The sequence below is a fragment of the Salegentibacter sp. BLCTC genome, assembly GCF_015143665.1.
Classification (GTDB): Bacteria; Bacteroidota; Bacteroidia; order Flavobacteriales; family Flavobacteriaceae; genus Salegentibacter; species Salegentibacter maritimus.
Map to the genome: position 1 here is coordinate 130,862 of NZ_WYEW01000003.1, position 24,847 is coordinate 155,708.

24 protein-coding genes and 1 tRNA gene are annotated in these 24,847 nt (G+C 36.3%); 11 read left to right on the plus strand and 14 right to left on the minus strand.

The genetic code is table 11. The features are described 5' to 3' along the window. Positions 1 to 6: 6 nt before the first annotated feature. From GUB10_RS03865 to GUB10_RS03900, 8 genes are all read left to right on the plus strand, one after another. A complete protein-coding gene (locus GUB10_RS03865) occupies positions 7 to 1,140 on the plus strand; it encodes a 1-acyl-sn-glycerol-3-phosphate acyltransferase (RefSeq protein ID WP_193710130.1) in 1,134 nt (377 codons plus the stop codon). Further along, complete coding sequence (locus tag GUB10_RS03870) at positions 1,133 to 2,161, plus strand: asparaginase (RefSeq protein ID WP_193710131.1); 1,029 nt, start codon at positions 1,133 to 1,135, stop codon at positions 2,159 to 2,161. The genes GUB10_RS03865 and GUB10_RS03870 overlap by 8 nt, the downstream gene beginning before the upstream one ends. A 74-nt stretch (positions 2,162 to 2,235) precedes the next feature. Next, a tRNA-Ser gene (locus GUB10_RS03875) sits at positions 2,236 to 2,323 on the plus strand. A 78-nt stretch (positions 2,324 to 2,401) separates the two neighbouring features. After that, positions 2,402 to 3,205 carry a MotA/TolQ/ExbB proton channel family protein gene (locus tag GUB10_RS03880; RefSeq protein WP_193710132.1) on the plus strand — a complete coding sequence of 268 codons (804 nt, stop codon included), beginning with the start codon at positions 2,402 to 2,404 and terminating at the stop codon, positions 3,203 to 3,205. Between the two features lie 14 nt (positions 3,206 to 3,219). After that, on the plus strand, positions 3,220 to 3,657 hold the full coding sequence (locus tag GUB10_RS03885) for a hypothetical protein (RefSeq protein WP_193710133.1): 438 nt from the start codon (positions 3,220 to 3,222) through the stop codon (positions 3,655 to 3,657). Between the two features lie 4 nt (positions 3,658 to 3,661). Further along, complete coding sequence (locus tag GUB10_RS03890) at positions 3,662 to 4,273, plus strand: biopolymer transporter ExbD (RefSeq protein WP_193710134.1); 612 nt, start codon at positions 3,662 to 3,664, stop codon at positions 4,271 to 4,273. A 34-nt stretch (positions 4,274 to 4,307) separates the two neighbouring features. After that, positions 4,308 to 4,790 carry a biopolymer transporter ExbD gene (locus tag GUB10_RS03895; RefSeq protein WP_193710135.1) on the plus strand — a complete coding sequence of 161 codons (483 nt, stop codon included), beginning with the start codon at positions 4,308 to 4,310 and terminating at the stop codon, positions 4,788 to 4,790. Between the two features lie 109 nt (positions 4,791 to 4,899). Further along, the gene (locus GUB10_RS03900; RefSeq protein WP_193710136.1) at positions 4,900 to 5,628 is read left to right on the plus strand and encodes a porin family protein; all 729 of its coding nucleotides are present in this window, start codon (positions 4,900 to 4,902) and stop codon (positions 5,626 to 5,628) included. Here the strand turns inward: GUB10_RS03900 and GUB10_RS03905 are convergent. The 8 genes from GUB10_RS03905 to pyrH form a co-directional block, all read right to left on the minus strand. Next, on the minus strand, positions 5,623 to 6,228 hold the full coding sequence (locus GUB10_RS03905; RefSeq protein ID WP_193710137.1) for a hypothetical protein: 606 nt from the start codon (positions 6,226 to 6,228) through the stop codon (positions 5,623 to 5,625). The genes GUB10_RS03900 and GUB10_RS03905 overlap by 6 nt on opposite strands. Further along, the gene (gene rpoN, locus GUB10_RS03910) at positions 6,228 to 7,694 is read right to left on the minus strand and encodes an RNA polymerase factor sigma-54 (RefSeq protein ID WP_193710138.1); all 1,467 of its coding nucleotides are present in this window, start codon (positions 7,692 to 7,694) and stop codon (positions 6,228 to 6,230) included. Before rpoN ends, GUB10_RS03905 begins: the two co-directional genes overlap by 1 nt. 308 nt (positions 7,695 to 8,002) lie before the next feature. Next, complete coding sequence (locus GUB10_RS03915; RefSeq protein WP_227740300.1) at positions 8,003 to 8,923, minus strand: RluA family pseudouridine synthase; 921 nt, start codon at positions 8,921 to 8,923, stop codon at positions 8,003 to 8,005. Positions 8,924 to 9,044: 121 nt separating this feature from the next. After that, complete coding sequence (asnS, locus tag GUB10_RS03920; RefSeq protein ID WP_193710139.1) at positions 9,045 to 10,487, minus strand: asparagine--tRNA ligase; 1,443 nt, start codon at positions 10,485 to 10,487, stop codon at positions 9,045 to 9,047. A gap of 159 nt (positions 10,488 to 10,646) precedes the next feature. Beyond that, positions 10,647 to 13,070, minus strand: coding sequence for an RND family transporter (locus GUB10_RS03925; RefSeq protein WP_193710140.1), 2,424 nt, complete (start codon positions 13,068 to 13,070; stop codon positions 10,647 to 10,649). Positions 13,071 to 13,148: 78 nt separating this feature from the next. Then, positions 13,149 to 15,602 (minus strand): DUF5686 family protein, encoded by a 2,454-nt coding sequence (locus tag GUB10_RS03930; protein WP_193710141.1) that lies wholly within the window; start codon positions 15,600 to 15,602, stop codon positions 13,149 to 13,151. A 209-nt stretch (positions 15,603 to 15,811) separates the two neighbouring features. After that, positions 15,812 to 16,366, minus strand: coding sequence for a ribosome recycling factor (gene frr, locus GUB10_RS03935; protein WP_193710142.1), 555 nt, complete (start codon positions 16,364 to 16,366; stop codon positions 15,812 to 15,814). A gap of 28 nt (positions 16,367 to 16,394) precedes the next feature. Continuing rightward, complete coding sequence (pyrH, locus tag GUB10_RS03940; protein ID WP_193710143.1) at positions 16,395 to 17,102, minus strand: UMP kinase; 708 nt, start codon at positions 17,100 to 17,102, stop codon at positions 16,395 to 16,397. Between the two features lie 217 nt (positions 17,103 to 17,319). On the opposite strand from pyrH, the gene GUB10_RS03945 reads away from it, so the two are divergent. Beyond that, positions 17,320 to 18,006, plus strand: a complete 687-nt coding sequence (locus GUB10_RS03945) for a zinc metallopeptidase (protein WP_193710144.1) — start codon at positions 17,320 to 17,322, stop codon at positions 18,004 to 18,006. A gap of 216 nt (positions 18,007 to 18,222) precedes the next feature. Here GUB10_RS03945 and GUB10_RS03950 read toward each other — a convergent pair whose 3' ends face one another. The 4 genes from GUB10_RS03950 to GUB10_RS03965 form a co-directional block, all read right to left on the minus strand. Next, positions 18,223 to 18,753 (minus strand): ferritin, encoded by a 531-nt coding sequence (locus GUB10_RS03950; RefSeq protein WP_193710145.1) that lies wholly within the window; start codon positions 18,751 to 18,753, stop codon positions 18,223 to 18,225. An 83-nt stretch (positions 18,754 to 18,836) separates the two neighbouring features. Continuing rightward, entirely contained in the window at positions 18,837 to 19,151 is a 315-nt protein-coding gene (locus tag GUB10_RS03955) for a hypothetical protein (protein WP_193710146.1), read from the minus strand. Between the two features lie 43 nt (positions 19,152 to 19,194). Then, complete coding sequence (locus GUB10_RS03960; RefSeq protein ID WP_193710147.1) at positions 19,195 to 19,665, minus strand: Lrp/AsnC ligand binding domain-containing protein; 471 nt, start codon at positions 19,663 to 19,665, stop codon at positions 19,195 to 19,197. Between the two features lie 52 nt (positions 19,666 to 19,717). Next, a complete protein-coding gene (locus GUB10_RS03965) occupies positions 19,718 to 21,091 on the minus strand; it encodes a saccharopine dehydrogenase family protein (RefSeq protein WP_193710148.1) in 1,374 nt (457 codons plus the stop codon). A 67-nt stretch (positions 21,092 to 21,158) separates the two neighbouring features. Here GUB10_RS03965 and GUB10_RS03970 point away from each other — a divergent pair, with 67 nt between their 5' ends. Together GUB10_RS03970 and pckA are read left to right on the plus strand one after the other, a co-directional pair. Next, the gene (locus GUB10_RS03970; RefSeq protein ID WP_193710149.1) at positions 21,159 to 21,548 is read left to right on the plus strand and encodes a DUF423 domain-containing protein; all 390 of its coding nucleotides are present in this window, start codon (positions 21,159 to 21,161) and stop codon (positions 21,546 to 21,548) included. Positions 21,549 to 21,624: 76 nt separating this feature from the next. Further along, a complete protein-coding gene (gene pckA / locus GUB10_RS03975) occupies positions 21,625 to 23,226 on the plus strand; it encodes a phosphoenolpyruvate carboxykinase (ATP) (RefSeq protein WP_193710150.1) in 1,602 nt (533 codons plus the stop codon). Between the two features lie 132 nt (positions 23,227 to 23,358). Here pckA and GUB10_RS03980 read toward each other — a convergent pair whose 3' ends face one another. Both GUB10_RS03980 and GUB10_RS03985 read right to left on the minus strand, forming a co-directional pair. Next, complete coding sequence (locus GUB10_RS03980; protein ID WP_193710151.1) at positions 23,359 to 24,105, minus strand: uroporphyrinogen-III synthase; 747 nt, start codon at positions 24,103 to 24,105, stop codon at positions 23,359 to 23,361. 28 nt (positions 24,106 to 24,133) lie between these two features. Further along, on the minus strand, positions 24,134 to 24,811 hold the full coding sequence (locus tag GUB10_RS03985) for a DUF4271 domain-containing protein (protein WP_370591074.1): 678 nt from the start codon (positions 24,809 to 24,811) through the stop codon (positions 24,134 to 24,136). Positions 24,812 to 24,847 lie beyond the last annotated feature (36 nt).

Sequence of the window (24,847 nt, forward strand, 5' to 3'; positions counted from 1 at the left end):
ATTTGCGTGAAAGAATTCGAAGACATAAGGTTTTATAAAGATAGCGAGGTACAGCCTGCCTTGATGGAATATTTGGGGCATCCTATGATAAAAGCGCTTCTACAATTTACTTTTCCCGAGAAAAGTTCAGAAGAAATTGCTGCTATATTGGGTACTTGCCATTCTATCAGGGATTTTCAGTCTAAAGTGATTTATAATTCTGTATTAAAAGTTATTGAAAAAAGTACCGAGGGGCTTACGTATAGTGGTTTTGATAAGTTAGATGGCCGGCAGGCGTATTTCTACATGTCAAATCATCGTGATATTATTCTTGATACCTGCTTGTTGAATACAACATTGTATGAGCAAGATCTAATAATGACAGCTTCGGCTATTGGCGATAATTTAGTGCAGAAACCTTTTTTAATGACATTGTCTCGTTTAAATAGGAATTTTTTGGTAAAACGAGGGCTTGGTCCCCGGGAAATGCTTAAAAGTTCTATGGTCCTTTCAGCTTATATTAAAAAGTTGCTCTTAGAAGATGGTAGGTCGGTTTGGATGGCGCAAAGAGAGGGTAGAACCAAGGATGGAAGTGATTATACCCAGCAGGGAGTGTTGAAAATGCTTGGTATGGCCAAAGGCAAGCAAAGCCTGGCACAGTATTTTGCCGATCTTAAAATTGTTCCGGTGGCGATTTCCTATGAATTTGATCCTACAGATATTTTGAAAATGCCTGAAATTCTAGCCAAAAGAATGAAGGAGGAATACGTGAAGTCTGCGAATGAAGATTTTAATAGTATTATGCAAGGTGCGCTTGGTAATAAAGGGCGTATCCATATTAATGCAGGAGAAGTTTTAGGTAAAGAGGTTTTTGAAGAAATTGAAGAGAAACATGCTTCAATAAACGCACAGTTAAAAGCTATTGCTTCAAAAATAGACGAACATATTTATAGAAATTATAAATTATGGCCGGCTAATTATATCGCATTCGATTTGCTTAAAAATTCAGAAACCTATGCTGAAAAATATTCAGATAAAGAAAAAAGGCAATTTGAACGTCGCCTAACTCGTAGGATAGATGTGAAAAATCCCCTTGAGCTTAATAGTTACTTATTAATGTATGCAAATCCGGTAATTAATAAAGAAGCGCTTTATGAATAAAAAAGCTAAAATCCTTTTAATTTATACCGGCGGAACTATTGGGATGATAAAGGACTATGATACAGGAGTCCTAAAAGCTTTTAATTTTGATGAATTATTACATAATATTCCTGAACTTAAAATTCTTGAACACGAAATAGATACCTTGAGCTTTGAAGATCCTATAGATTCTTCTAATATGAATGTAGCATGTTGGGTGAAAATAGCCAATACTATACATGATAATTTTGAAGCTTACGATGGTTTTGTGGTTTTGCATGGAAGTGATACCATGTCTTATACCGCTTCGGCCTTAAGTTTTATGTTTGAAAACTTAACCAAGCCTATCATCTTTACAGGGTCTCAGTTACCTATTGGAGATTTAAGAACTGACGCGAAGGAAAATCTTATTACCAGTATTCAAATTGCAGGCTTGCAAAAGAACGGGAAACCGGTAATTTCGGAAGTAGGTCTATATTTTGAATATAAATTGTATAGGGCTAACAGGACTACAAAAATTAATGCTGAACATTTTCAGGCCTTTGCATCTCTAAATTATGAACCTTTGGCCGAGTCTGGTGTTTACCTGTCGGTAAATTATAACGCACTTTGGCGACCTAACCGAAGGCAAAAAACAAAATTACATACCAATTTTAATAACGAGGTATTGGTTTTAAAAATGTTTCCTGGTATAAATGCAGCTACTGTAGCCCATATATTGTCTAAGCCGGGATTAAAGGGAGTGGTGTTGGAGACTTATGGGAGTGGTAATGCTCCTAGCGACGATTGGTTTCTGGATATTTTAAAGAAAAAGATTTTAGAAGGTTTAATTATAGTAAATGTTACACAATGCATAGGAGGTAGTGTGGTGATGGGGCAGTATGAAACAAGCGTGGGGCTGAAAGAGATAGGTGTGATTTCGGGAAAAGACATAAGTACCGAGGCTGCGGTAGCCAAATTAATGTATCTTTTAGGGAAAGAATTGTCTCCAAAAGTGTTTAAAACCATCTTCGAAACTTCGTTAAGAGGGGAAATGTCATAAAAATAACGGCAGATGCTTGACGGAGTATATTTTTTTTCGTTATTTGGCGAACCGTTTTAGAAACGTTAACAAAAAGAGAGGTGGCCGAGTGGTCGAAGGCGCACGCCTGGAAAGTGTGTATACGTCACAAGCGTATCGAGGGTTCGAATCCCTTCCTCTCTGCTATAATTATTATATTTTTATTAAAAATTTATTTTTATATCTTTAACCCTTTAACTAATTAAATTAAGACAAACAGTAATGAAAAGATTATTTTCTATTTTGGTAATCGCCGCGGTGATGGTGCTTGGAGCCGGAAACCTGAATGCGGCCAACGATGTTAATACATTACCTGGAACAATTGTGAATTTTGTTCAGGATGAAGAGGCTGCAGCTTCCGCAGATGAGGCAGGCGAAGAAACTCTTGGTTTTCATCAGGAACTTAAAAAACGTTTTATAGAAGGTGGTCCTGCATTTATGGGGATTGTTCTTTTATGTTTAATTCTTGGTTTGGCTGTTGCCATTGAGAGAATTATCTTTTTAAATCTTTCTACTACGAACACTAGAAAATTAGCTAGAAATGTAGAAGATGCTTTAAATAGTGGTGGAGTAGAATCAGCTAAGGAGGTTTGTAGAAATACAAAAGGGCCTGTTGCTTCTATCTATTACCAGGGTCTGGATCGTGCAGACGAAAGTATTGATGCTGCAGAAAAAGCTGTTGTAGCTTACGGTGGTGTTCAAATGGGGCAATTAGAGAAAAACGTTTCCTGGTTGTCTTTATTTATTGCTATTGCTCCTATGCTTGGTTTCATGGGTACTGTAATTGGTATGATTACCGCCTTCGATAGAATTGAAGCAGCTGGTGATATGCAGCCTTCTCTTGTTGCCGGAGGTATTAAAGTAGCACTTCTTACAACCGTATTTGGTTTGATCGTAGCTATTATTCTTCAAATATTTTACAACTATATTATTGCTAAGATAGATAGTATTGTAAATGATATGGAAGATGCATCTATCACTCTTATCGATATGTTGGTAGCTTACAAAAACAAAAAAAGAATCTAAGACCAGATTAAATTATGACTTTACATAAAATATTAAAATATGTATCTATCGTTATTGGCGTTATAGGGCTTATCCTTCTTGGAAGGATCCTTGCCGAAGACGGTGATGCTATAGAGGCCTCGGCCGATTTGCAAACCAGTTTGCTCAATCCATTTATGTATGTTGCATATTTAGTATTGGCAATAGTAGTTGCTTTGGTCCTTATCTTTGTGGTACAAGGCCTGTTTAAAGGAAATATAAAAAACACATTAATTGCCGTAGGAACATTTTTGGCAGTTATTGTAATAGCTTATCTTGTTACAGATGGTTCTCAAATGACGCTTAAAGACGGAGACATACTTTCGGCTAGCGCGGCCCACTGGATAAGTGCAGGTTTAGTAACTTTTTACATCCTTGCAGGAATCGCTATTTTAGCAATGGTAATTTCCGGAGTTAAAAAATTAATGAAGTAAAATTATGGCAAGAAGAGAAGCACCAGAAGTTAATGCCGGCTCTATGGCCGATATTGCTTTCTTGCTACTAATCTTCTTTTTGGTAACCACAACCATTGAGACAGATAGTGGGATTAGTAGAAAACTACCCCCATGGCAGCCAGAAGAGCAAGAGCCACCGGTAATTAAAGAACGAAATATCTTTCAGGTTTTGGTTAACAGTAACAACCAATTACTTGTAGAAGATGAGGAGATGGAGATAGAGGAGCTGCGACAAGCTGCAGTTGAATTTATCGATAATGGTGGAGGAACAGGTGATGAAGCTTGTGATTTCTGCCAGGGAGCGGGAGAAGCCACTTCTTCTGTAAACCCACAGAAAGCTATTATCTCTTTGGTAAATAACCGTGGAACCGAGTATGGAACTTATATCTCTGTACAAAACGAACTTGTGGCGGCTTATAACCAACTTAGAGATAGAGAAGCGCAGCGTTTATTCGGTACCAGCTTTACTGAGATGGAAGCTAAATATAACGATTCGCGTACAAGTGAAGGCGCTAAAGAAACGCTTAAAGAGAGGATTGAATTAATTAAAGATATGATTCCTCAAAAGCTTTCTGAAGCTGAACCGCAGAGTTAATAACCTAATTAAAACTTAAATTTAAGACTCAATTATGTCTAAATTCAAAAAGAAAAAGAGCGAAGGGCAACCAGCCATTAGTACAGCATCTTTACCAGATATTGTATTTATGTTACTGTTCTTCTTTATGGTTGTTACCGTTATGCGCCAGAATACGTTAATGGTACAAAATAAACTACCATTCGCCGATCAGGTTGAAAAGCTTGACAAGAAGGATCTTGTAATGTATATCTATGCAGGAAAGCCAAGTTCCAGATACCAGCAAACATTTGGTACTGAGGCAAGGATTCAGTTGAACGATAAATTTGCCAGTGTTGGTGAAGTTCAACAGTTTATCTTTTCTGAAAGAGAAACAAAACGAGAAGAATTGATACCATATCTTACAACTGCCCTTAAGGTAGATGAAGAAACAAATATGGGGCTGGTTTCAGATATTAAACAAGAATTAAGAAAAGCTGAAGCTCTTAAAATCAACTATACAACCAAAGAAGGTGATGCATTACAAAATATGCAATAAAGACCAATAGGTCATTTTTTCAAAACTGTATTAAACATCCTGTCTAATTTTAAATATTAGGCAGGATGTTTTTTTTATATTTGAGTCTAAATATACCTGTAGACTAAAAATGAATAAATTATTCAAATTTCTTTATGGCTTGTTTGTTGTTTTTAGTCTGCCTTTATCAGCTCAAACCGAGATAGAGGAAGAATTGGAACGTATACCTGATTCGGTTCCATATATTTTAGATAGTTTATATCGCGAAGATCAATTCTACCTGGGGCTAAGCTTTAATTTTATTAGTAATAAGCCTGAGGCTATTTCGCAATCTGGTTTTTCAGGAGGTATTCATGCCGGATTTACCAGGGATTTTCCACTTAATAAACGTCGAAATGTCGTTATCGCAGCCGGAGTAGGTTTTTCTTTAAATAGCTATAGTCAAAACCTCTTTATAGGGGAAGATAATAGTGGAGAAAGTATTTTTAGGGAACTGACAAATAATATCGACTATAGTGTTAATAGATTTACTACACAACTAATAGAGGTGCCTTTAGAATTTAGATGGCGCACTTCTACGGCTGAAACTTATAAGTTTTGGAGGATTTATACCGGATTGCGATTTGGATACATCTATCACTTTAAAAGTAAATTTATTCAGCCCGGGAACGAGGTTGTCCAAACCGATGTTCCAGAATTAGATCGCTTTCGAATGGGGGCAACTTTTACTTTTGGTTACAACACCTTTAATTTTCATTTGTATTATAGTTTAAACCCATTGTTTCCTGGTGCATCAGTGAATGGTGCGCCAATAGATATTTCGGTATTTAGAGTGGGGCTTATGTTTTATATATTATAGCCATAAGTTTAGTACTATAATTTGCGTTAAGATTCCGCAAGCAAGGCCCAATACTAATTCGTTGATTGTATGTGCTTTGTAATAAATCCTTGAAGAGGCTGTTAGCCCCAGTGCAAGTATTAAAAAACTAATGGTATATACTAAATTTATTTTAAAATTTAAACTGATGCCAATTAGAAAAACCAAAAGGGCGCCCATGCCCATCATATGTAAACTCAGTTTTACTTTTAATAAAACCAGGACAAAGGCGACTATAGTGGCGAATAGAATTCCAGTAAAGTAGTAATAAAGCGCAGCATAATTATAAGCGTTTAAAATCTGGTTTAGTACCATAGTAATTAGAATCGCGTAGAATAATAGTGGCCACTTTCGTTCTCTGGTATTTATTAAAAAGATAGATTGTGCTTTTCCCAAATTTTTTAATAGGAAATAAAATACAATAGGTATAAATATAGTAAGTATGGCTATTGCCAATAACTTTGCTTTTGCTATACCTTCAGGAAAAAACCTGGGGGTAAAAATAAAGTAGAAAAAACTTGCCGCTAATGGCAGCCATAGCGGATGGAAAATAAAAGATGCACTTTTTAAAAGGAATCTCATTAAATTTCTTTTCGAAGTCTGGCCACAGGAATGTCTAATTGTTCTCTATATTTTGCAACCGTTCTTCGTGCAATTGGATAGCCTTTATCTTTTAATACCCTTGCGAGTTTTTCATCGGTAAGGGGTTTACGTTTATCTTCTTCCTCGATAGAAATTTCCAGTATTTTTTTAATTTCTCTGGTGGAAACATCTTCTCCCTGATCGTTTTTCATAGACTCAGAGAAGAATTCCTTAATGAGTTTGGTTCCGTAAGGTGTGTCTACATATTTACTGTTGGCCACCCTGGAAACCGTAGAAACATCCATCTCTATCTCATCGGCAATATCCTTTAAGATCATGGGCCTAAGGTTTCGCTCGTCGCCGGTCAAGAAATATTCTTTTTGGTAGTTCATAATAGCACTCATGGTAACCATAAGCGTTTGTTGTCTTTGCTGTATGGCTTCAATAAACCATTTTGCGGCATCCAGCTTTTGTTTTATAAACATAACTGCATCTTTCTGTGCCTTTGTTTTTTCTTTAGATTCTTTATAGCCTTTTAGCATGTCGCTATAATCGCGAGAGACGTGCATTTGTGGTGCATTGCGGCCATTAAGGCTTAACTCTAAATCCCCATCTACAATTTTAATGGTAAAGTCTGGGATTACGTGCTCTATCATTCTGGTGTTTCCAGAATAAGAACCTCCCGGTTTCGGGTTTAAATGTTCAATAACATCTATAGCTTCCCGAAGTTCATCTTCCGAAATATCGTGCCTGGAAATTATTTTGGTGTAATGTTTTTTGCTGAATTGGTCAAACGAGCGGTCCAGGATGTCTTCGGCTAATTCTACGGCTTTTGTAGGCTCTTTGCGTTTAAGTTGAATAAGAAGACATTCTTGAAGAGATCTGGCTCCTACACCGGCTGGATCCAATTCCTGCACCTTTTTAAGTACCTTCTCTACCGCATCTTCATCTGTATAAATATTTTGGGTAAAGGCCAGGTCATCTACAATATCCTGCAGCTCTCTTCTTAAATAACCACTTTCATCTACGCTACCTACCAGAAAGGCAGCTATTTGTTCTTCGGTTTCATCAAATCTAAGCGTACTTAATTGAGTGGTTAGGTATTGTGTGAACGAAGTGCCGGCTGCATAGGGTACGCTTTTTTCGTCATCATCGGGACTATAATTATTGGCTTGAAGCCTATAGTTAGGTACCTCATCATCACTTAAATATTCGTCAACATCTATTTCAGCCTCAATAGATTCGGTTCCTTCATCTTCACGATCTCTTTCCTTGTAATCATCTTCATACTCCTCAAATTCATCTCTGGCTTCTAATTTGCCATCTTCCAAAGCCGGGTTTTCCTCTAATTCCTGTTTTATACGCTGCTCAAATGCTTGCGTAGGAAGTTGTATAAGCTTCATGAGCTGTATCTGCTGCGGAGAAAGCTTTTGAGATAATTTGAGATTTAATTGCTGTTTAAGCATAAATTTTATAATCGAGATTTAAAAGAGCTGCTTTTAAAAGCCGTCACCTTAAGTTTACTTCAAGACCTAACATGTTTTGTGCTCAGTGAGCATGTTAGAAACTGAAACGAATTTCAGCTTGATCTAAATAGACTTTCAGGCAGCCTCCTTTTCTTTTTGTTTAATCAGTTAACCTATTCAACGCCGCTTTGATATGTTTGTTGTCTCTAATTATAAGACCTATAAACTATCTGGGTGTCTTACTACAAAAATAGGCAAAACAACGCTAGTTAGGCTTTGGCACAGTAAATGATTGTGGTAAAATTTTGTTAAGTATTCTTAACTAATTCCTTAAAATCTCTAAATCTCTTTGGAAGATCGAGCTCAAAATAAAGCAATTTTTCTGTTATGGGGTGTCTAAACTCAATGGCAGTAGCTGCTAAAAATAAACCTCTTTTTTTTATATTTTCTGAAGCCTCTCCATATATTTTGTCGCCAACAATCGCATTTCCATTTTCAGCCAAATGAATTCTTATTTGATGCGTTCTCCCTGTTTTTGGAAACGCTTTTACCAAACTAAATGATTCATTTTTAAACAGAAACTCTTCAATAAGTTCTATTTTGGTTTCGGCGTTTTTGTTTTCGATAGATTTATTTATAACAACAGAATTTGATAGACTGCCTAATACCAGGGCATGATAGGTTTTTTCTATTTTTTTTTCTTCAAAAAGCCTATTTAAAGACACCTGCGCAGCTTTGGTTTTTGCAATTAATAATATTCCCGAGGTTGGATTATCTAATCTATGTACCGGTAGAGGAGCTGGCAAAGCATCTTTTTGGTTGGATGTGTTTAAATTAAATGGAAGGGCATTGCTGATGGTTTTAAAATAATTTCCGCTGGTAGGAATTCCGGCAGGTTTATGTATTACGGCAAGATAATCGTCTTCAAAAATAACCTGCAATTTTTTGGTAAACAGCTTTTGTGGTTTTTCTCTTGATTCCAGCAACTCTATTTTTTGACCTTCTTTAATCCAATCTGAAGTCTTTGCGGGCTGGCCGTTTAATAGAATGAGTTCCTTTTTTAGAGCTTTTTTAAGGGAGCTTTTAGTGGGAAGGGAAGGGAAAATTGCAATAGCATATTCCTGTAGCCTGATTTTTTCTGTAATCGCGGGAACAATATGCGTTTCTTTTATTTTCAATGGGTAGTTGGTTGTTGGGAAGAAATCATATTCTATTTTTAAGATCTTCATCCTGAATTTATTTCGGGATCTGATGAAGCTAAAATCATCCTGGAAGTTAAAACAAGTTCAGCTTGACGATTACCAATAAAAAACCTCACAGGTTTTAAAACCTGTGAGGCTTGAGAATATCTTAAAACTCGGCGTTTTGCGGAGTTCTGGGGAAAGGAATTACATCGCGTATATTTCCCATTCCGGTTACAAATTGTACCAGTCTTTCAAACCCAAGTCCAAAACCACTATGCACGCAGGTCCCGAATTTACGGGTATCCAGATACCACCAGAGTTCTTTTTCGTCTATATCCAGTTCTTTCATTTTACCTCGAAGTATATCCAGCCGCTCTTCTCTTTGCGAACCACCAACAATTTCACCAATTCCAGGGAAAAGTATATCCATAGCCCTTACGGTTTTGCCATCTTCGTTTAGGCGCATATAAAAGGCCTTGATATTTGCCGGGTAATCAAATAAAATTACAGGGCATTTAAAATGTTTTTCTACCAAATAACGTTCGTGTTCACTTTGTAGATCGGCGCCCCATTCTTCAATAATATAGTTGAATTTCTTCTTTTTGTTGGGTTTACAATTTTTAAGGATCTCTATGGCCTCAGTATAGCTTACCCTTTTAAAATTATTGTCTAAAACAAAGTGAAGTTTTTCCAGAAGTCCCATCCCGGTGCGTTCTGCCTTTGGTTTAGATTCTTCTTCGGTCTTAAAGCGTTTATCTAAGAATTCCAGGTCGTCCTGGCAATTTTCTAAGATATATTTCAACACATATTTTATAAAATCTTCAGCTAAATCCATATTGCCGTCAAGATCGCAGAAAGCTACTTCGGGCTCTATCATCCAGAATTCAGCTAAATGGCGTGAAGTGTTTGAGTTTTCGGCCCTAAAAGTGGGTCCAAAGGTATAAATTTGACCAAGCCCCATGGCATAAGCCTCTCCTTCTAGTTGTCCCGAAACGGTTAAATTGGTTTCTTTTCCGAAGAAATCTTCACTAAAATCGATGCTGCCATCTTCTTTCTTTGGTGGGTTTTCCATATCTAAAGCACTCACTCTAAACATTTCCCCGGCTCCTTCGGCATCACTTCCGGTAATAATTGGTGTATTTACATAGTGGAAATTATTTTGCTGAAAATAACTGTGTACTGCAAAAGACAGTTTTGAACGTACACGCATAATAGCGCCAAAAGTATTGGTACGAACCCTTAAATGGGCCTGCTGTCTCAATTTCTCGAGGCTGTGACGCTTTGGAGAAAGGATGGTAAGCTTCACTTCTTCAGGATTGGCATCTCCCAGAATTTTAAATTCCTTTACTTCAATTTCAACTCTTTGTTGATTTCCCTGGCTTTCAACCAGCGTACCTTTTACCGAAATTGCCGAGCCAACAGTGATTCGTTTGAGTTCGTCCTGGTCAAAATTTTCAAAATCTATTACACATTGTAGATTGTTAATGGTAGAACCATCGTTTAAGGCAATAAAGCGATTGCTCCTAAAAGAACGTACCCAGCCGTTCACCTCAAATTCCTGTAGGAATTGATTGCTGTCTAATATTTCAGCAATTTTTGCTTGTATCATTTATGTAAGATTTTAGAAGAAACAAATATAATTTATCCGTCTCAGCCTGCAAAGCAAGCCGGTTTTTATTAATCTTTATAAATACATTAATTTTCCGGCGGCCTGCTACAATTAAAATAATTTTTCACTAAACCTCAAGAGACTAGTCACGAGGCTTAATTATCTTTTAGAACTTTTTGATGTTTCTTTTTCAATTTCATCTTCGTCTTCTTCGGTGTCAATAATTTTCATGGCCGGTTCCTTTAATACCTTTTTATTGGCAATATTCTTCTCTAAAGAAAGTAATAAAGAAGGTAGTAATAGTAAATTGGCAAGCATGGCAAAAAGCAAAGTTGCCGAAACCAGGCCACCAAGGGCCACCGTACCTCCAAAACTACTTATCATAAATACCGAAAATCCAAAGAAAAGCACGATAGAGGTATAAAACATGCTCACGCCGGTTTCACGTAAAGCGCCATAAACCGAACGTTTAATTTTCCAATTGTTGGCTTTAAGTTCCTGCCTGTATTTGGCTAAGAAGTGAATGGTATCGTCTACCGAAATTCCAAAAGCAATACTAAAAACCAGGATGGTAGAAGGTTTTATGGGAACGCCCAGGAACCCCATCATTCCGGCGGTTACCAACAATGGTAATAGGTTGGGGACCAGGGATACAATAATCATTCTAAAAGACCTAAACATCCAGGCCATAAGAAGGGCGATTAATAGAATGGCCAGGGAAAGGGATAGCACAAGGTTCTTAACCAAATAGTTGGTTCCTTTTTGAAAAATAAGGGCTTTCCCCGTCATGGAAACCTCGTAACGTTCTTCGGGGAAAATCTTGTTTATTTTTGGCCAAAGGTCTTCTTCTAAATCTTCCATTTTATCGGTGCCAATGTCTTTCATGTAGGTGGTAATTCTGGCATATCTTCCGGTGCTATCTACATAGGAAGACAGTAAATTCTCTCCTGACGAAAAACCTTTTGCGTAGGGCATAATAAAATTTTGTTCCTGGGAACTGGGCAGCTGATAATATTTAGCTTCACCATTATAAAATGCCTGCTTGGAATATTTTACAAGTCTTGTTACCGAAATTGGTTGTGAAAACTCGGGGATTTCGGCAAGATGGTTTTGTAATTCTTCCATGCGTTTAAGTGTAGCCAATTTTAAAACGCCATTCTTTCTTTTAGTGTCTACAAGAATTTCTAAAGGCATTACCCCGTCAAATTCTTTTTCGAAGAATTTTATATCCTGAAAAAACGCAGCTTCTTCAGGCATATCTTCTAATAAACTTCCTGAGATTTTTATAGTATAAATTCCAATAATACTAGCTACCAGGAGTATTATTGATGTAATATAAATACTAATACGGTGGTGCCGTACCATTTGCTCCATCCAGTTTACAAAACCACCAATCCATCGTTTATTAAGATGTTTTAGGTGTTTGTATTTCGGTAAATTCATATAACTATAGATAATAGGAATTATCAATAGACTTAGAATAAATATGGCCACAATATTAATGGAAGCCACGATACCAAATTCTTTTAATAAAGTGCTGTCGGTAAGTATAAAAGTTGCGAAACCAGATGCCGTGGTAATATTGGTCATTAAAGTGGCATTTCCCACTTTAGTAATTACACGTTGTAAGGATTTAGCCTGATTTCCATGTTTTTTTATTTCCTGTTGGTATTTATTTATCAGGAAAATGCAATTGGGAATTCCTATTACAATTATTAGTGGCGGAATAAGTGCGGTAAGTACTGTTATTTCGTAATGTAAAAAACCAATAACTCCAAAAGCCCACATTACACCAATGCAAACGGTGATCATTGAAATAATGGTTGCCCTAATAGACCTGAAAAAGAAGAAGAATATAAGCGAAGTAACCGCAAGTGCTGCGAGGATAAAAAGCTCGATTTCATCTATAATATTCTGTGAATTCAGGGTTCTTATATAAGGCATCCCCGATACTTTTACATCTATGCCTGTATTTTCTTCAAAATTTAGAATAAGTGGTTGTAGCTCATCTATTATAAAGGTTTTACGCTCTTTAGAGTTTACAATTTCTTTGTTCATATAGATCGCCGACTGTACCGTATTGGAGTGCGAGCTATACACCAGGTTTTCGTAAAAAGGAAGTTGGTTATAAAGTTTGTCCTGATATTGTTGAAGTGCTTCTTTTGTAGGTTTTTCTTCACTAATAAAAGGAACCATCTCAAATCGGCTGGGATCTTCAAACTTTTTTAATTGTTGAAGATTGCTTAGGGATATGGTAAAATCTACGGCTGGAGACGACTCTAATGTGTGGGTTAGCTTCTTCCAGGCCTGAAAATTTTCAGGTTCAAAAAGTGCCGAATCCTGAATTCCAAGTAGTACTACGTTTCCCTCTTCGCCAAACTTATCTAAAAATTCGTTATAAGCAATATTGTCTTGATGATCGTCGGGCAAAAGATTGGCTTCTGTAAAAGAAAAGCGCATATTCTTCCACTGGCTGGCAAAAAACACAGTGGTAGCTATAATAAGTAGAAGTATAATAATTCTGTTACGCAATATTAAACGCGCAATAGAATTCCAAAATCCGAAACTAAAAATCTTGGCCATGGGAAATTTTTAAGCGAGCGCAAAGGTATAAAAAGGAAGCCTATTAATCAGGCTTTAAGCAACTAAAGTAAAACTTGTTTAGATATCTAAATGGAAGGTGAATTTAAAGGCGAAGTTTTCGTCAAAAGTAGATAGGCTATAAGGGCCGTATCTATAGGCGGCTCCTAGCCCAAAACCTAATAATACTTTTTGTAATTCTATTCCAAATTCATGGTAGCCATGCTTTAAACTTTTTATTGGAATACTGTGTTTTTCGGGATTACTAATCTCCCCAATTGCGTGACGGGATATAAAAACGAGCTCAGGTTTAATTAACCTATGTATAGTTATGGGCCTTAGTTGATGTTTAAGATGCAACATGGCTTGTTTGTCGCTAAAAAATTCATTGTAGTACATGGTTTCAAAGCTGCGCCTACCTGCCACCGAAAACCTTCTTAAGATACCGTTTCGCCTGGGGCTATTTGGTAAGGCATGAAATAAATGCGTGAGCGGTACCTGCCCCGTGGCATAATTGCCTTCCAGGATAATTTCTGTTCGAGACTGGTTGAGTCTTTTAATTTCGTGTTCTACCAACAGCCCAAATTTAGTGTAGTCAAAATCGCCTCCAAAAATACCAGAAAAGCCTTTGGTGATTTGCCCGGTAAACTTGGGGTAGCCTTTTTCTATTAATTTAGTCGAATTTGGGGTTTTTAAGAAGGTTGCAAACGGGCGCCATAAAAAGGAAAATGTAGCTTCAGAAAGCTTGTAATTTGAAAATTCCCGACCGTTTAAAAGAAAACTGTAATTTTTGGTTTGATAAATATCGCTTTTGGTAAATTGAAGTTCGGTCTTAAAATCAGATCCAAACCTATGGGTAAAGCCACTGCTTATTGTATGATGTTTATAGAAAAAATTAATGTTTACAAAACGTGGTTCTATAATAGAAAATTCATTTTTTCCCTGTAAATAATTAAAACTTCCAGTTTCAATAATATCGCGCGTATAGTTTAAATTAAAATTGGTTTCGGTGGCTTTATGAAGATAGATTGAAGTGCCCAGACTATATTTAAAAAGCTCATCTTTTGTACCATAAACCAAATAGCCGTTTAAATTGAATTTATTTGAAATTTGATTATTGGTTTTTCCGCCAAAGCCCAATCTAATTCCTTCATAATTATTGAACTTAAAAAATTTACCAAGGTCAAAATCCCAGAATTTCACCGGATAATAACCCTGAGAAACTGCATTTTTTAAATTTATTTGTTCCTCAATTTTCTTCTCTTTAATCAGCCATTCGGCTTTTTCCCGGGTAATTTTATCTTGAGAGCTTAAATCTTCAGTTCTACTTTCTCTCCAAAAAGATTCCGGACGGAAATTTGCTTTGGGGTTTATGGTGATTTCTGCGGAAGAATTGAAGTTTTTCCCGGCATTTAAGTCAATGTCAAAGTTGGTGCTGGTGGTTGTAAGATATAAATTGGGGTCAGACTTTCCCGGAGTCAGGATATTATTAATGATAGATTGCTTTTTTTGTACAGTCCCCGAAGAAATCATCCCTCCAAAAACAGAAATAGATTTTCCGCCATTTCCAGGTCTTATGGTGGTTTTTTGTGTTTTTGGAAACCATAAATTCTCATTAGGGAAATACTGATATTCCTGATCTATTTCGAGTTTTACGGCGCCCAAAAGTTGTGCTTTTGTTTTTTGAATAGCAAGACTTTGTTTGTCTAAATAAAGTACGCCTTCCAAACCGGCAACGCTATGCTGTCTTTTTGGTTTAAAATAAATTACATAAGCTGGTCTGGCAGTAGCTGTAGTGTCAAGAATTTTAAAGTCATAATTTTTAAAAGCCGATTTCTGTAACGGCCCGGCGTAATCGGTTTCAAAAATGCGAACATCTTTATGGTAAAAAGAAAACGGATTTACAGATAGCAAAAGAATCTCATAAATAGGCTTTTTAAAGCCGGCGTTTCTTAAGCCCAGCACCTCTTCTTTTAATCCTTGTTTTTTTGAAAAATAGAATTGTGATACTTTTTCTGAAAAATAACTGGCTTCAGAATTTATAACAGTGCTTAATTCAAAATTGGTACTGTCACTTTTTAGCTCCAGTCCATTGTTTTCATTATCTATTAAGAACTTGTTATAATTCTTAAAACTGTAGTTTTTTAATCGCTCTTGCGGATTATTTTGTGATTTACGGTCAATAGCTTTTTTAATAATACCATTTGCTTTATTGGTTTCAGAAATAATGGTAACCGTTGTAAGCCATTGTGGTTTAGGGGTTAGCTTTACCCTAATATATTCAACGGCTTGTGAAACTGTAAAGTTTTGAGGTTCAAAACCTATATAAGAAAATTTAAGTTCTGTTTGGTCTTTGGTAAGGCTAAGGCTAAAGCTGCCGTCTATTTTGCTAAGGATTTCGCGGCCCTGATATTGTATTTTTACATAGGCTAACGGCTTACCGGTTTGTTTATCTAATACTCTGCCTTTAAGCTCTTGCTGGGCAAAGCAAATACCTGTAAAAAGCAGAAAAATAAGCAATAACAAATGGCGCATAGTGTTTTCTGAATTTTAAATAATTTTGCTGAAGCCCTAAAATAGAAGAAGCTGTGTGAAAAATTTATTTCGTTAAGCTGCCCAATTTATTGAGGTAATTTAGCTTCTAATATGCTTTAATTTTCAACATCTTAGACCCTGAAACTTGTTCAGGACGAATTATAATTCTTCAAACAGCCTCTAAATTAGTATAAGAAACCGACTTTTTATTATATAGTCATAATTTCTTTTTCCTTGTTTTCAAGAATTGAGTCAATACGGCTAATGTAGGTATTGGTTAATTCCTGAACTTCATTTTCGGCATCTCTTTGTGCATCTTCAGAAATATCTAATTTCTTTAATTCGTTATTAGCAGACTTTCTATCGTTTCTTACGCCAATTTTAGCATCCTCTGCTTCTGCTTTCGCCTGTTTGGTGAGTTGTTTACGACGCTCTTCAGTAAGTGGTGGGACGTTTATAATAACATTTTCACCGTTATTCATTGGGTTAAACCCAAGGTTAGCCTGCATAATTCCTTTTTCAATTTCAGGAATTAGTTTTTTCTCAAAGGGCTGTACAGAAATGGTTCGGGCATCTGGTGTATTTACGTTAGCTACCTGTTGTAAAGGAGTTAAAGCTCCATAGTACTCTACCTTTACACTGCCAAGCATTGCAGGGTTTGCTTTCCCCGCACGTATATTTTGCAATTGCTTTTTTAGGTGTTCAATTGCGTTTTCCATGCCTTCTTTGGCAGAGTCTATAATAAATTCAATATCATCTTCCATTTTTAAAATATTTATTGCGCGTAAATTTTTATAAATTAACTTTGGTGCCTATTCTTTCACCTGTAACCACTTTTAATAGATTTCCCGGGGTATTCATATCAAAAACAATAATAGGAAGTTCGTTTTCCTGGCTTAAAGTAAAGGCAGTGGTATCCATTACTTTTAAACCTTTTCTAATCACATCATCAAAAGAAATAAAATCGAACTTTGTCGCTTCTTTGTCTTTTTCAGGATCGGCATTGTAAATTCCATCAACACGGGTTCCTTTTAAGATTACATCGGCCTGAATTTCTATGGCTCTTAATACGGCGGCAGAATCTGTTGTAAAATAGGGGTTTCCGGTACCACCTCCAAAAATTACCACCCGGCCTTTTTCTAAATGTCGTATAGCTTTTCTTCTAATAAAAGGCTCAGCAACTTCATTTATTTTTACAGCCGATTGCAACCTGGTTTGTACTTCGGCATCTTCCAGGGCACTTTGTAAGGCCAGTCCATTAATTACGGTAGCCAACATGCCCATATGGTCGCCTTGCACACGGTCCATACCTTTGCTGGCTCCGGCAACACCTCTAAATATATTTCCGCCACCAATAACTATGGCTACTTCTATTCCTTTGTCGGTTACTTGTTTAATTTCTGCGGCGTATTCTGCCAACCGATCGGGGTCTATGCCATATTGGCGCTCTCCCATTAATGCCTCTCCCGATAGTTTTAAAAGTATTCTTTTATACTGCATAGTTTTTTTGTAGTGATTGATGCAAATATAGGTAATATCTTAAATTGAGAAATAACATATTCACAATCAATCTTCCGCTAATTACTAATTTTTTTGTGGAAGCCGAAGCTTGAATTCAGTTAAAATTATTCCAATTTAATTTATCGTGACATACATACTTAAGATTTTAAATGGCGAGGTTTTTGCTATCTTTGAAACACTAAAAATTAATAAAACTATGTTAGGATATTATATAATTGCCGGGCTTATTTTTATAGTGAGCATGTATGTGAGTAACAGGCTGAAAAGCAAATTTAAAAAATACTCAAAGGTTCATTTGCAGAATGGCATGAGCGGAAAGGAGCTGGCCGAAAAGATGTTGCGTGATAATAATATTCACGATGTAAAAGTTATTTCTACGCCGGGAATGTTAACCGATCATTACAATCCGCAAAAAAAGACCATCAACCTTTCTGAAGGGGTCTATAGCCAGCGAAACGCTGCTGCAGCGGCAGTGGCCACTCACGAAACCGGTCACGCTATACAGCATGCAAATGCCTACAGCTGGTTAACCATGAGAAGTCAGTTGGTGCCGGTGGTAAGTGTAGCCTCAAGATTTTCGCAATGGGTTATTTTTGGAGGTTTAATCCTAATGGCAACAACGGCTATTGGAAGTACTGTATTGCTTTTAGGAATTATAATGTTTGGAATGGGAACCTTATTTAGCTTTATTACCCTTCCGGTAGAATATGATGCCAGTAAACGTGCCCTGGCCTGGTTAGAAACCGAGAATATGGTTTCGGGCGAAGAGCATAAGGCAGCCGAAGATTCTTTAAAATGGGCAGCCAGAACCTATGTGGTTGCTGCAGTTGGTTCTTTAGCAACCTTACTTTATTTCCTTAGCATTTATATGGGAAGAGACTAATATTGAAATTATTTCTTCGGAAAATAACAAAAGAAAACCCGCTTCAACTGAAGCGGGTTTTCTTTTATTATAATTAGAAAGCCTTTATTCATCAAGCTGAACTAGTTTCAACTTCTAAAAAAGTTTTGATATTGAGCGATTTAGATTTTGAAATAAATTCAGAATAAGGATGTAAAAGGAAGCTAAATTTCAAAATTTATACTTTAACTCTAAAGCCTATTCAGGGCGTTTTTCTCTAATTTGTGGAATGCGTTCATCCAGTAATTTAAGCCCCAGACCATCGGTTCCCATAAGATCAAATAACTCTAGTGCACGGCGCATGGTTTGTTCTTCCTCCATTTGCTCCTGGATAAACCATTGTAGAAAATGCTCTGTCGTATAATCGTTTAGTTTTCGGCATTTTCCCACCAGGTTGTGAATAGATTTGGTAATAGAAATCTCCTGGTCTAAAGCCGTTTCAAAAATTTCTTCCAAAGATTTAAAATCGTGATTTATATTGTTCACTTCCGGAGAAAATGCAGTGCCGCCATTATCATTAATGTACCTAAAGATTTTCATCATATGTTCCCTTTCTTCCAGAGACTGTTCATAAAAGAAATCGGCACTATAGCTTAGGGCATTATGGTCGCACCAGGAGGCCATTGCTAAATAAGCCGAAGAGGAATGTGCCTCTTTTTCAATTTGTTTGTTTAAAAGGTCCATGATATCTACATGGATGCTTAATTTTTGTCTTACTAAATCTTTCATGGTTCATTTTTTATAAAATTAGCCAAACAGAAACTAAGAACCTAATTGCAAATTGAATTTAGAAATAGTCTAAAGTGCAGCTTTTAAGCTGATGTGGTTAAAAGGGAGTTGAGTTCCAGCATAGCAAAAGTGCCGGTAATAAATTCTTTAAGGTCTATGCTTTCTAAAGTATTAAATATAAAGAAATGCTGGCGGTTACAAAGCATTAACATTTCCATTCCGTGATGATTTTCTCCGTTAAAATGTGTTTCCAAATCAATTTTATTTACCTGCTGCCTAAATGCCAACAACTGGCAAAAACCAAGCTGAATTGTTTTATGGGGAAACGCTATAAAAAAGCATCGTTTCTTATCGCATTGATAAGAAGTAAAGAATTGCGACTGGTATAATACTTTCATACTGACGCCAAAATTAATTCTTATTTAGAATAAATCCAAAGAATTAAATTTTGATTTGCCTTTTTATTTGCTGATTTAAAGAAATAAAGGTTTCTGTGCGTGATATACCTTCAATAGCTTGAATGTTTTTATTCAATACTTGCATTAAATGCTCGTTATCTTTACATAGAATTTTTATGAAAATAGACCAGTTACCGGTTGTATAGTGGCATTCTATTACTTCAGGGATTTCGCTAAGCTGCTTTACAGCTTGCGGATTACTAACAGCTTTATCTAAATAAACCCCCACAAAAGCCAAAGTTTTATAACCAAGCAAGCGAGGGTTTATCATAAGTTTCGAGCCTTCAATTAAACCGGCTTTCTCCAATTTTCGCAAACGTTGGTGTACAGCTGCACCTGTAATGCCAATAATCCTTGCAATTTCAAGAATAGGTTTCTTGGCATCTTCCATTAGGAAATTTAAAATGGTTTTATCTATACCATCTATAACAACATTTTCGTTTACTACTTTCATTGGTGGGGTTTGTTGGGTTAAAAAGCTAAAGTAGGAAATTGAATTCAAAAATTTAATTTCCTACTTCACCAAAAGGGTTATATCCCAAATATTCGGTTTCTTTTTCTTTAAAAACAATATGGTGCTTTTCCAATTCTTGCAATATAGGTTCGTAAACTTCCTTTTTTATGGGAAGTTGAACCCCCGGGCTGGTTATCTCTCCCTTTAAAATTTTTAAAGTAGCTATTGCTACTGGAAGGCCTACCGTTTTAGCCATTGCAGTTTCTGCCTGGTCTTTTCCAATATGTACCATAGTGGCGTCTATCTGTTTTTTCTTTCCATTGAGTTCGTAGCCAAATTTATGATACATCACAATCATATCTTTATCATCTGGGGCAAGGCTCCATTTATCCATTAAAATTTTTTGAAGAGCCTGGGCGGGAGTAGCTTCTTTAATACCTATTTTTTTATCTCTATTGAAGATGTCTAATTCTAACAGCTTTTCCCACATAAGGTCGTCCTGGTCTATTTTAAGGTTGTGTCTAAGTTTAAGCTCTACAGAATCTGTAGGGGAATAGGGGAGAAAGGAATTCACAAAATCACGATAGCTCATATTTTCTGAATCTTTTATGCTAAAGCTATCATCTGTCATTCCCAGCTGTACAAACATATTCCAGGCGCGGCTAAAACCAACCCTTCTAATGGTGCCCCTGTAAAGTGTTAGTACATCATCAAGGCCGTAAATACTCATATAATCCAGAGAGTTTCTATTAGCATAGCCTTCAAATTTCCCATAATTTTCTATTTCTAAAAGTTCAGTTCTTCTAAACAAACGGTGATATGGGATATATTTATACTTTCCTTCCTGTATAAATTTTGCAACGCCTCCTTGTCCGGCAACTACCACGTTTCTTGGGTTCCAGGTGAATTTGTAATTCCAAAGATTGGTGTCGCTTTCTGGGGCAACAAGCCCTCCGGTAAAGGATTCAAATAGGAGGATTTTCCCGCCTTTTGCCCTAATTCGGTCTATTACCTGCATAGCACTCATATGATCTATGCCGGGATCTACCCCAATTTCATTCATAAATATGAGTCCGTTTTTCTTTACATCAGCATCTAAAGCTTTCATTTCTTTGCTGATATAGGAAGCGGTCACCATGTTTTTTTTGAACTTTACACAAGCTTTGGCAACTTCAATATGAAATCTTGCCGGAAGCATAGAAATCACGATATCGGCATTTTTCACAGCATTTTCCCTGGCTTCCGCATTAAAAACATCTAAATGAAATGCCTTGCAATGATTTTTGTCTTTGCATGCTTTTTTAGCATTTTCAAGGTCGATGTCTCCAATTTTTAAAAATAAATCTTCGGTCTCGGTTTTAGACAAAAGATGTTCAATTAAGACAGAAGTAGATTTTCCCGCCCCTATTATTAAGATCTCTTTCATAAAATAAACTAATTTTGTGTGGTGGTTACGAATGTATTAAATATTTAATTGATAAAAAATCACCTAAATGGATAGAAGATTTTTAATAACAGGAGCTTTTTTTGGGCTTTTATCGGTAATAATTGGAGCTTTTGCTGCACATGGCTTAAAACCTTTACTGAGCGAAGCGGCTATTAATTCATTTGAAACTGGAGTAAAATACCAAATGTACCATGCTTTGTTATTTCTTTTATTGGGAAGTGTGCAGCGCAAGCAATTCAACTTTCGAAAACAGGTTTTTTTCTTGCTTTTATTTGGTGTGATTTGCTTTTCAGGATCAATTTATTTGCTTGCAACCAATAATTTAACACCTATAGATTTCACTGGTATTGCATTAGTTACCCCGCTTGGTGGCACGTTATTAATAGGGGGCTGGGTATTTTTATTGATTGAATTTATTAAAATAAAGCGCAAATAATTTTAAGAAAGTTTAGCAGTTTATCTCTATAAGATTTATAATTTTGTATCCATAAACAAACCACACATTTTTATTTATGGATGTACATACCCAAACTACGAAAACGATTTCGTTAGAGAAATATGGAATTAAAACCAATAGGGTACATTACCAATTATCTCCTGAAGAACTTCATTATGATACCATTGAACATGACCTTGGAACAGAAACAAATTCTGGTGCTTTAGCAATTAATACCGGTAAATTTACAGGAAGATCTCCAAAAGACCGATTTATTGTAAGAGATGAAGTGACTCGTGATAAAGTTTGGTGGGGAGACATCAATATCCCTTTTGATGCAGATAAGTTTGATAAACTTTATGCTAAAGTGGCTTCGTATCTTTCTGATAAAGAAATTTATGCACGTGATGCTTATGCGTGTGCAGAAGATGAGTATCGCTTAAATATTAGGCTTATTAACGAATATCCCTGGTCTAATATGTTTGCTTATAATATGTTTTTACGCCCAAAGGAAAGTGAACTGAACAACTTTAAAGAAGATTGGTTGGTTTTAAACGCTCCCGGCTTTAAAGCAAACCCTGAAGTAGATGGGACAAGGCAGGAGAATTTTGCGATTCTTAACTTTAGTAAAAAAATTGCTTTAATTGGAGGAACCGGTTATACCGGGGAGATAAAAAAAGGGATTTTTTCGGCTTTAAATTTTATTCTGCCGGTTTATAAAGATACACTTCCAATGCACTGCTCCGCCAATGTAGGAGAGGATGGAGATACCGCTATATTTTTTGGACTTTCAGGAACCGGAAAAACCACTCTTTCTGCAGACCCGAACCGCCGACTTATTGGTGATGACGAGCACGGTTGGACTAAAGAAAATAAGATATTTAATTTTGAAGGTGGGTGTTATGCTAAAGTGATTAATCTTACTGAAGAAAATGAACCGGAGATATACCGGGCTATAAAACCGGGCGCCATTTTAGAGAATGTTATACTAGATGATGAGGGCAATGTAGATTTTACTGATACAAGCATTACTCAAAATACAAGGGTAAGTTACCCTATTCATCATATAGATAACATTCAGGTGCCTTCGGTAGGCGATAATCCCAGAAATATTTTTTTCCTGGCGGCAGATGCCTTTGGAGTGTTACCTCCTATAAGTAAACTTACCCCCGGGCAGGCTGCTTATCATTTTATAAGCGGTTACACTGCTAAAGTTGCAGGTACAGAAGCCGGTATTGAAGAGCCCTTGCCAAGCTTTTCGGCTTGTTTTGGTGCGCCTTTTATGCCATTACATCCCACTAAATATGCCGAGATGCTAAGCGCTAAAATGAAGGAGGCAGGTGTGAATGTATGGCTAATTAATACCGGTTGGACAGGTGGATCTTATGGAACCGGTAACCGAATGAAACTTAAATATACCCGTGCCATGATTAGTGCTGCACTTCAAGGGGAGTTAGCAGATGTAGACTTTACTGCTCACCAGGTTTTTGGTTTGCAAATGCCTGTACACTGCCCTAATGTTCCAGATGAGGTTCTAAACCCGAAAGCTACCTGGGAAGATAAAACTGCTTACGATAAAAAAGCCCTGGAATTGGCAAATTCCTTTAAAACAAACTTTAAAAAATTTGAAGAATATGCTAATGATGAAATTATGGCCGGCGGGCCAACTTCCTCTTAGCATTGTTTTTAATTAGTTAATTGAATTCAAAAAAAAATCCGGTGCAAATTGTACCGGATTTTTTATTAAAAAAATATATAAATGGAAGGTAATCTTAACTCAATAATTGAGGTTTAAAATTCTTCTATAGGTTTATTTCTTGTTGGTTTCTGCAATATATTTTTGCAGCGCCATAGTCATAGAGGGGGTATCTGGTGTTGGAGCCTTTATGTTTACGGTTAGCCCGTGCTCCTTGGCCGCTTTGATAGTGGTGTTGCCAAATACTGCTATTTTAGTTTGATTTTGTTTAAAATCGGGAAAATTTTCGAATAATGATTTTATACCGCTTGGGCTAAAGAAAACCAAAATATCATAAGTTACGTCCCGCAGGTCAGATAGATCGCTTACCACAGTTTTGTAAAAGGTTGCCTGTTTCCACTCCACACCTAGTTTGTTTAAGGTTTTAGGAACATCTGGCTTAAGCATATCTGAAGAGGGTAATAAGAATTTCTCGTTCTTATATTTCTTTATAAGCGGAGAAAGATCGGCAAAGGTTCTTTTTCCTACATAAATTTTTCGTTTTCTATACACCACATATTTTTGTAGATAATAGGCTACGGCTTCACTCAAACAAAAGTATTTAAGACTATCTGGCACTTTGTAACGTAAATCCTCGGCGATCCTAAAGAAGTGATCTACAGCGTTACGGCTAGTAAGAATAATAGCTGAATAGCGGCTAAGATCTACTTTCTGCTGGCGAACCTCTTTAGAAGAAACGCCTTCTACATGGATAAAAGGGATGAAATCAATTTTTACTTTTTGTTTTTCCTCAAGCTCAAAATAAGGAGAGTTTTCTACTTTAGGCTCGGGTTGGGAAACTAAAATTGTTTTCACTTTCATATGTCAATACTTTTATTTTATCCCTTTTTTAAATTGTAATTAGCTTGTACAAAATAATATAAGGGGAAATTTCGAGAGCGCAAAGGTACAAAATAAAATAAAACCAATTAGCTGTAATAAGACTTTGATTTTTTCTGTAAATCAATAACAGGCTAAATATATTGGATAGGACTAAAATACCTAACAAGCTATATAAGATCAAGGCAGTAGGAGTAAAGGTGTAAATAAATATTGAACCCGGAATTAATAATACAAGTCCTATGAAATTTCGATAGCTTATTTTTTGATAGAGGTAGGCGTCTATCTGGGCGTCTAAATAAAAAACGTTCCCAATAATTTTCTCCAGCCCAAACTTTAACAATACAAAACTAGCATAAGCGGTGGCAATTCTAATGAATAAAAAAAGCGGCTCTAAAGACGATTCTGCCCAAAAGAAATTAAAAAACAGGAAAAAAATAAGCGAGAAAGAGATAAGGTGAATAAAGAAAAGCAATATGTTAAAAGGATGAAAAGCCTTGTTCTTTTTTCCTCTAAACACCATAAATTTGTTAGAGGCAAGTAGGGACATAAAATCGTCGAACCGCTGCGGATATGCGGTTCTCACGATGGCTAATATTAGGAATGCCCCCATTAAGGTTAGGGTAATCCAATCTATAGAGCTTATATGTCTTTCTACAGCTTCCAGTATTAAAATTTTTATGCAAATGTATAATTATTTTGAGGTTAAAACTTGAAGATTAAG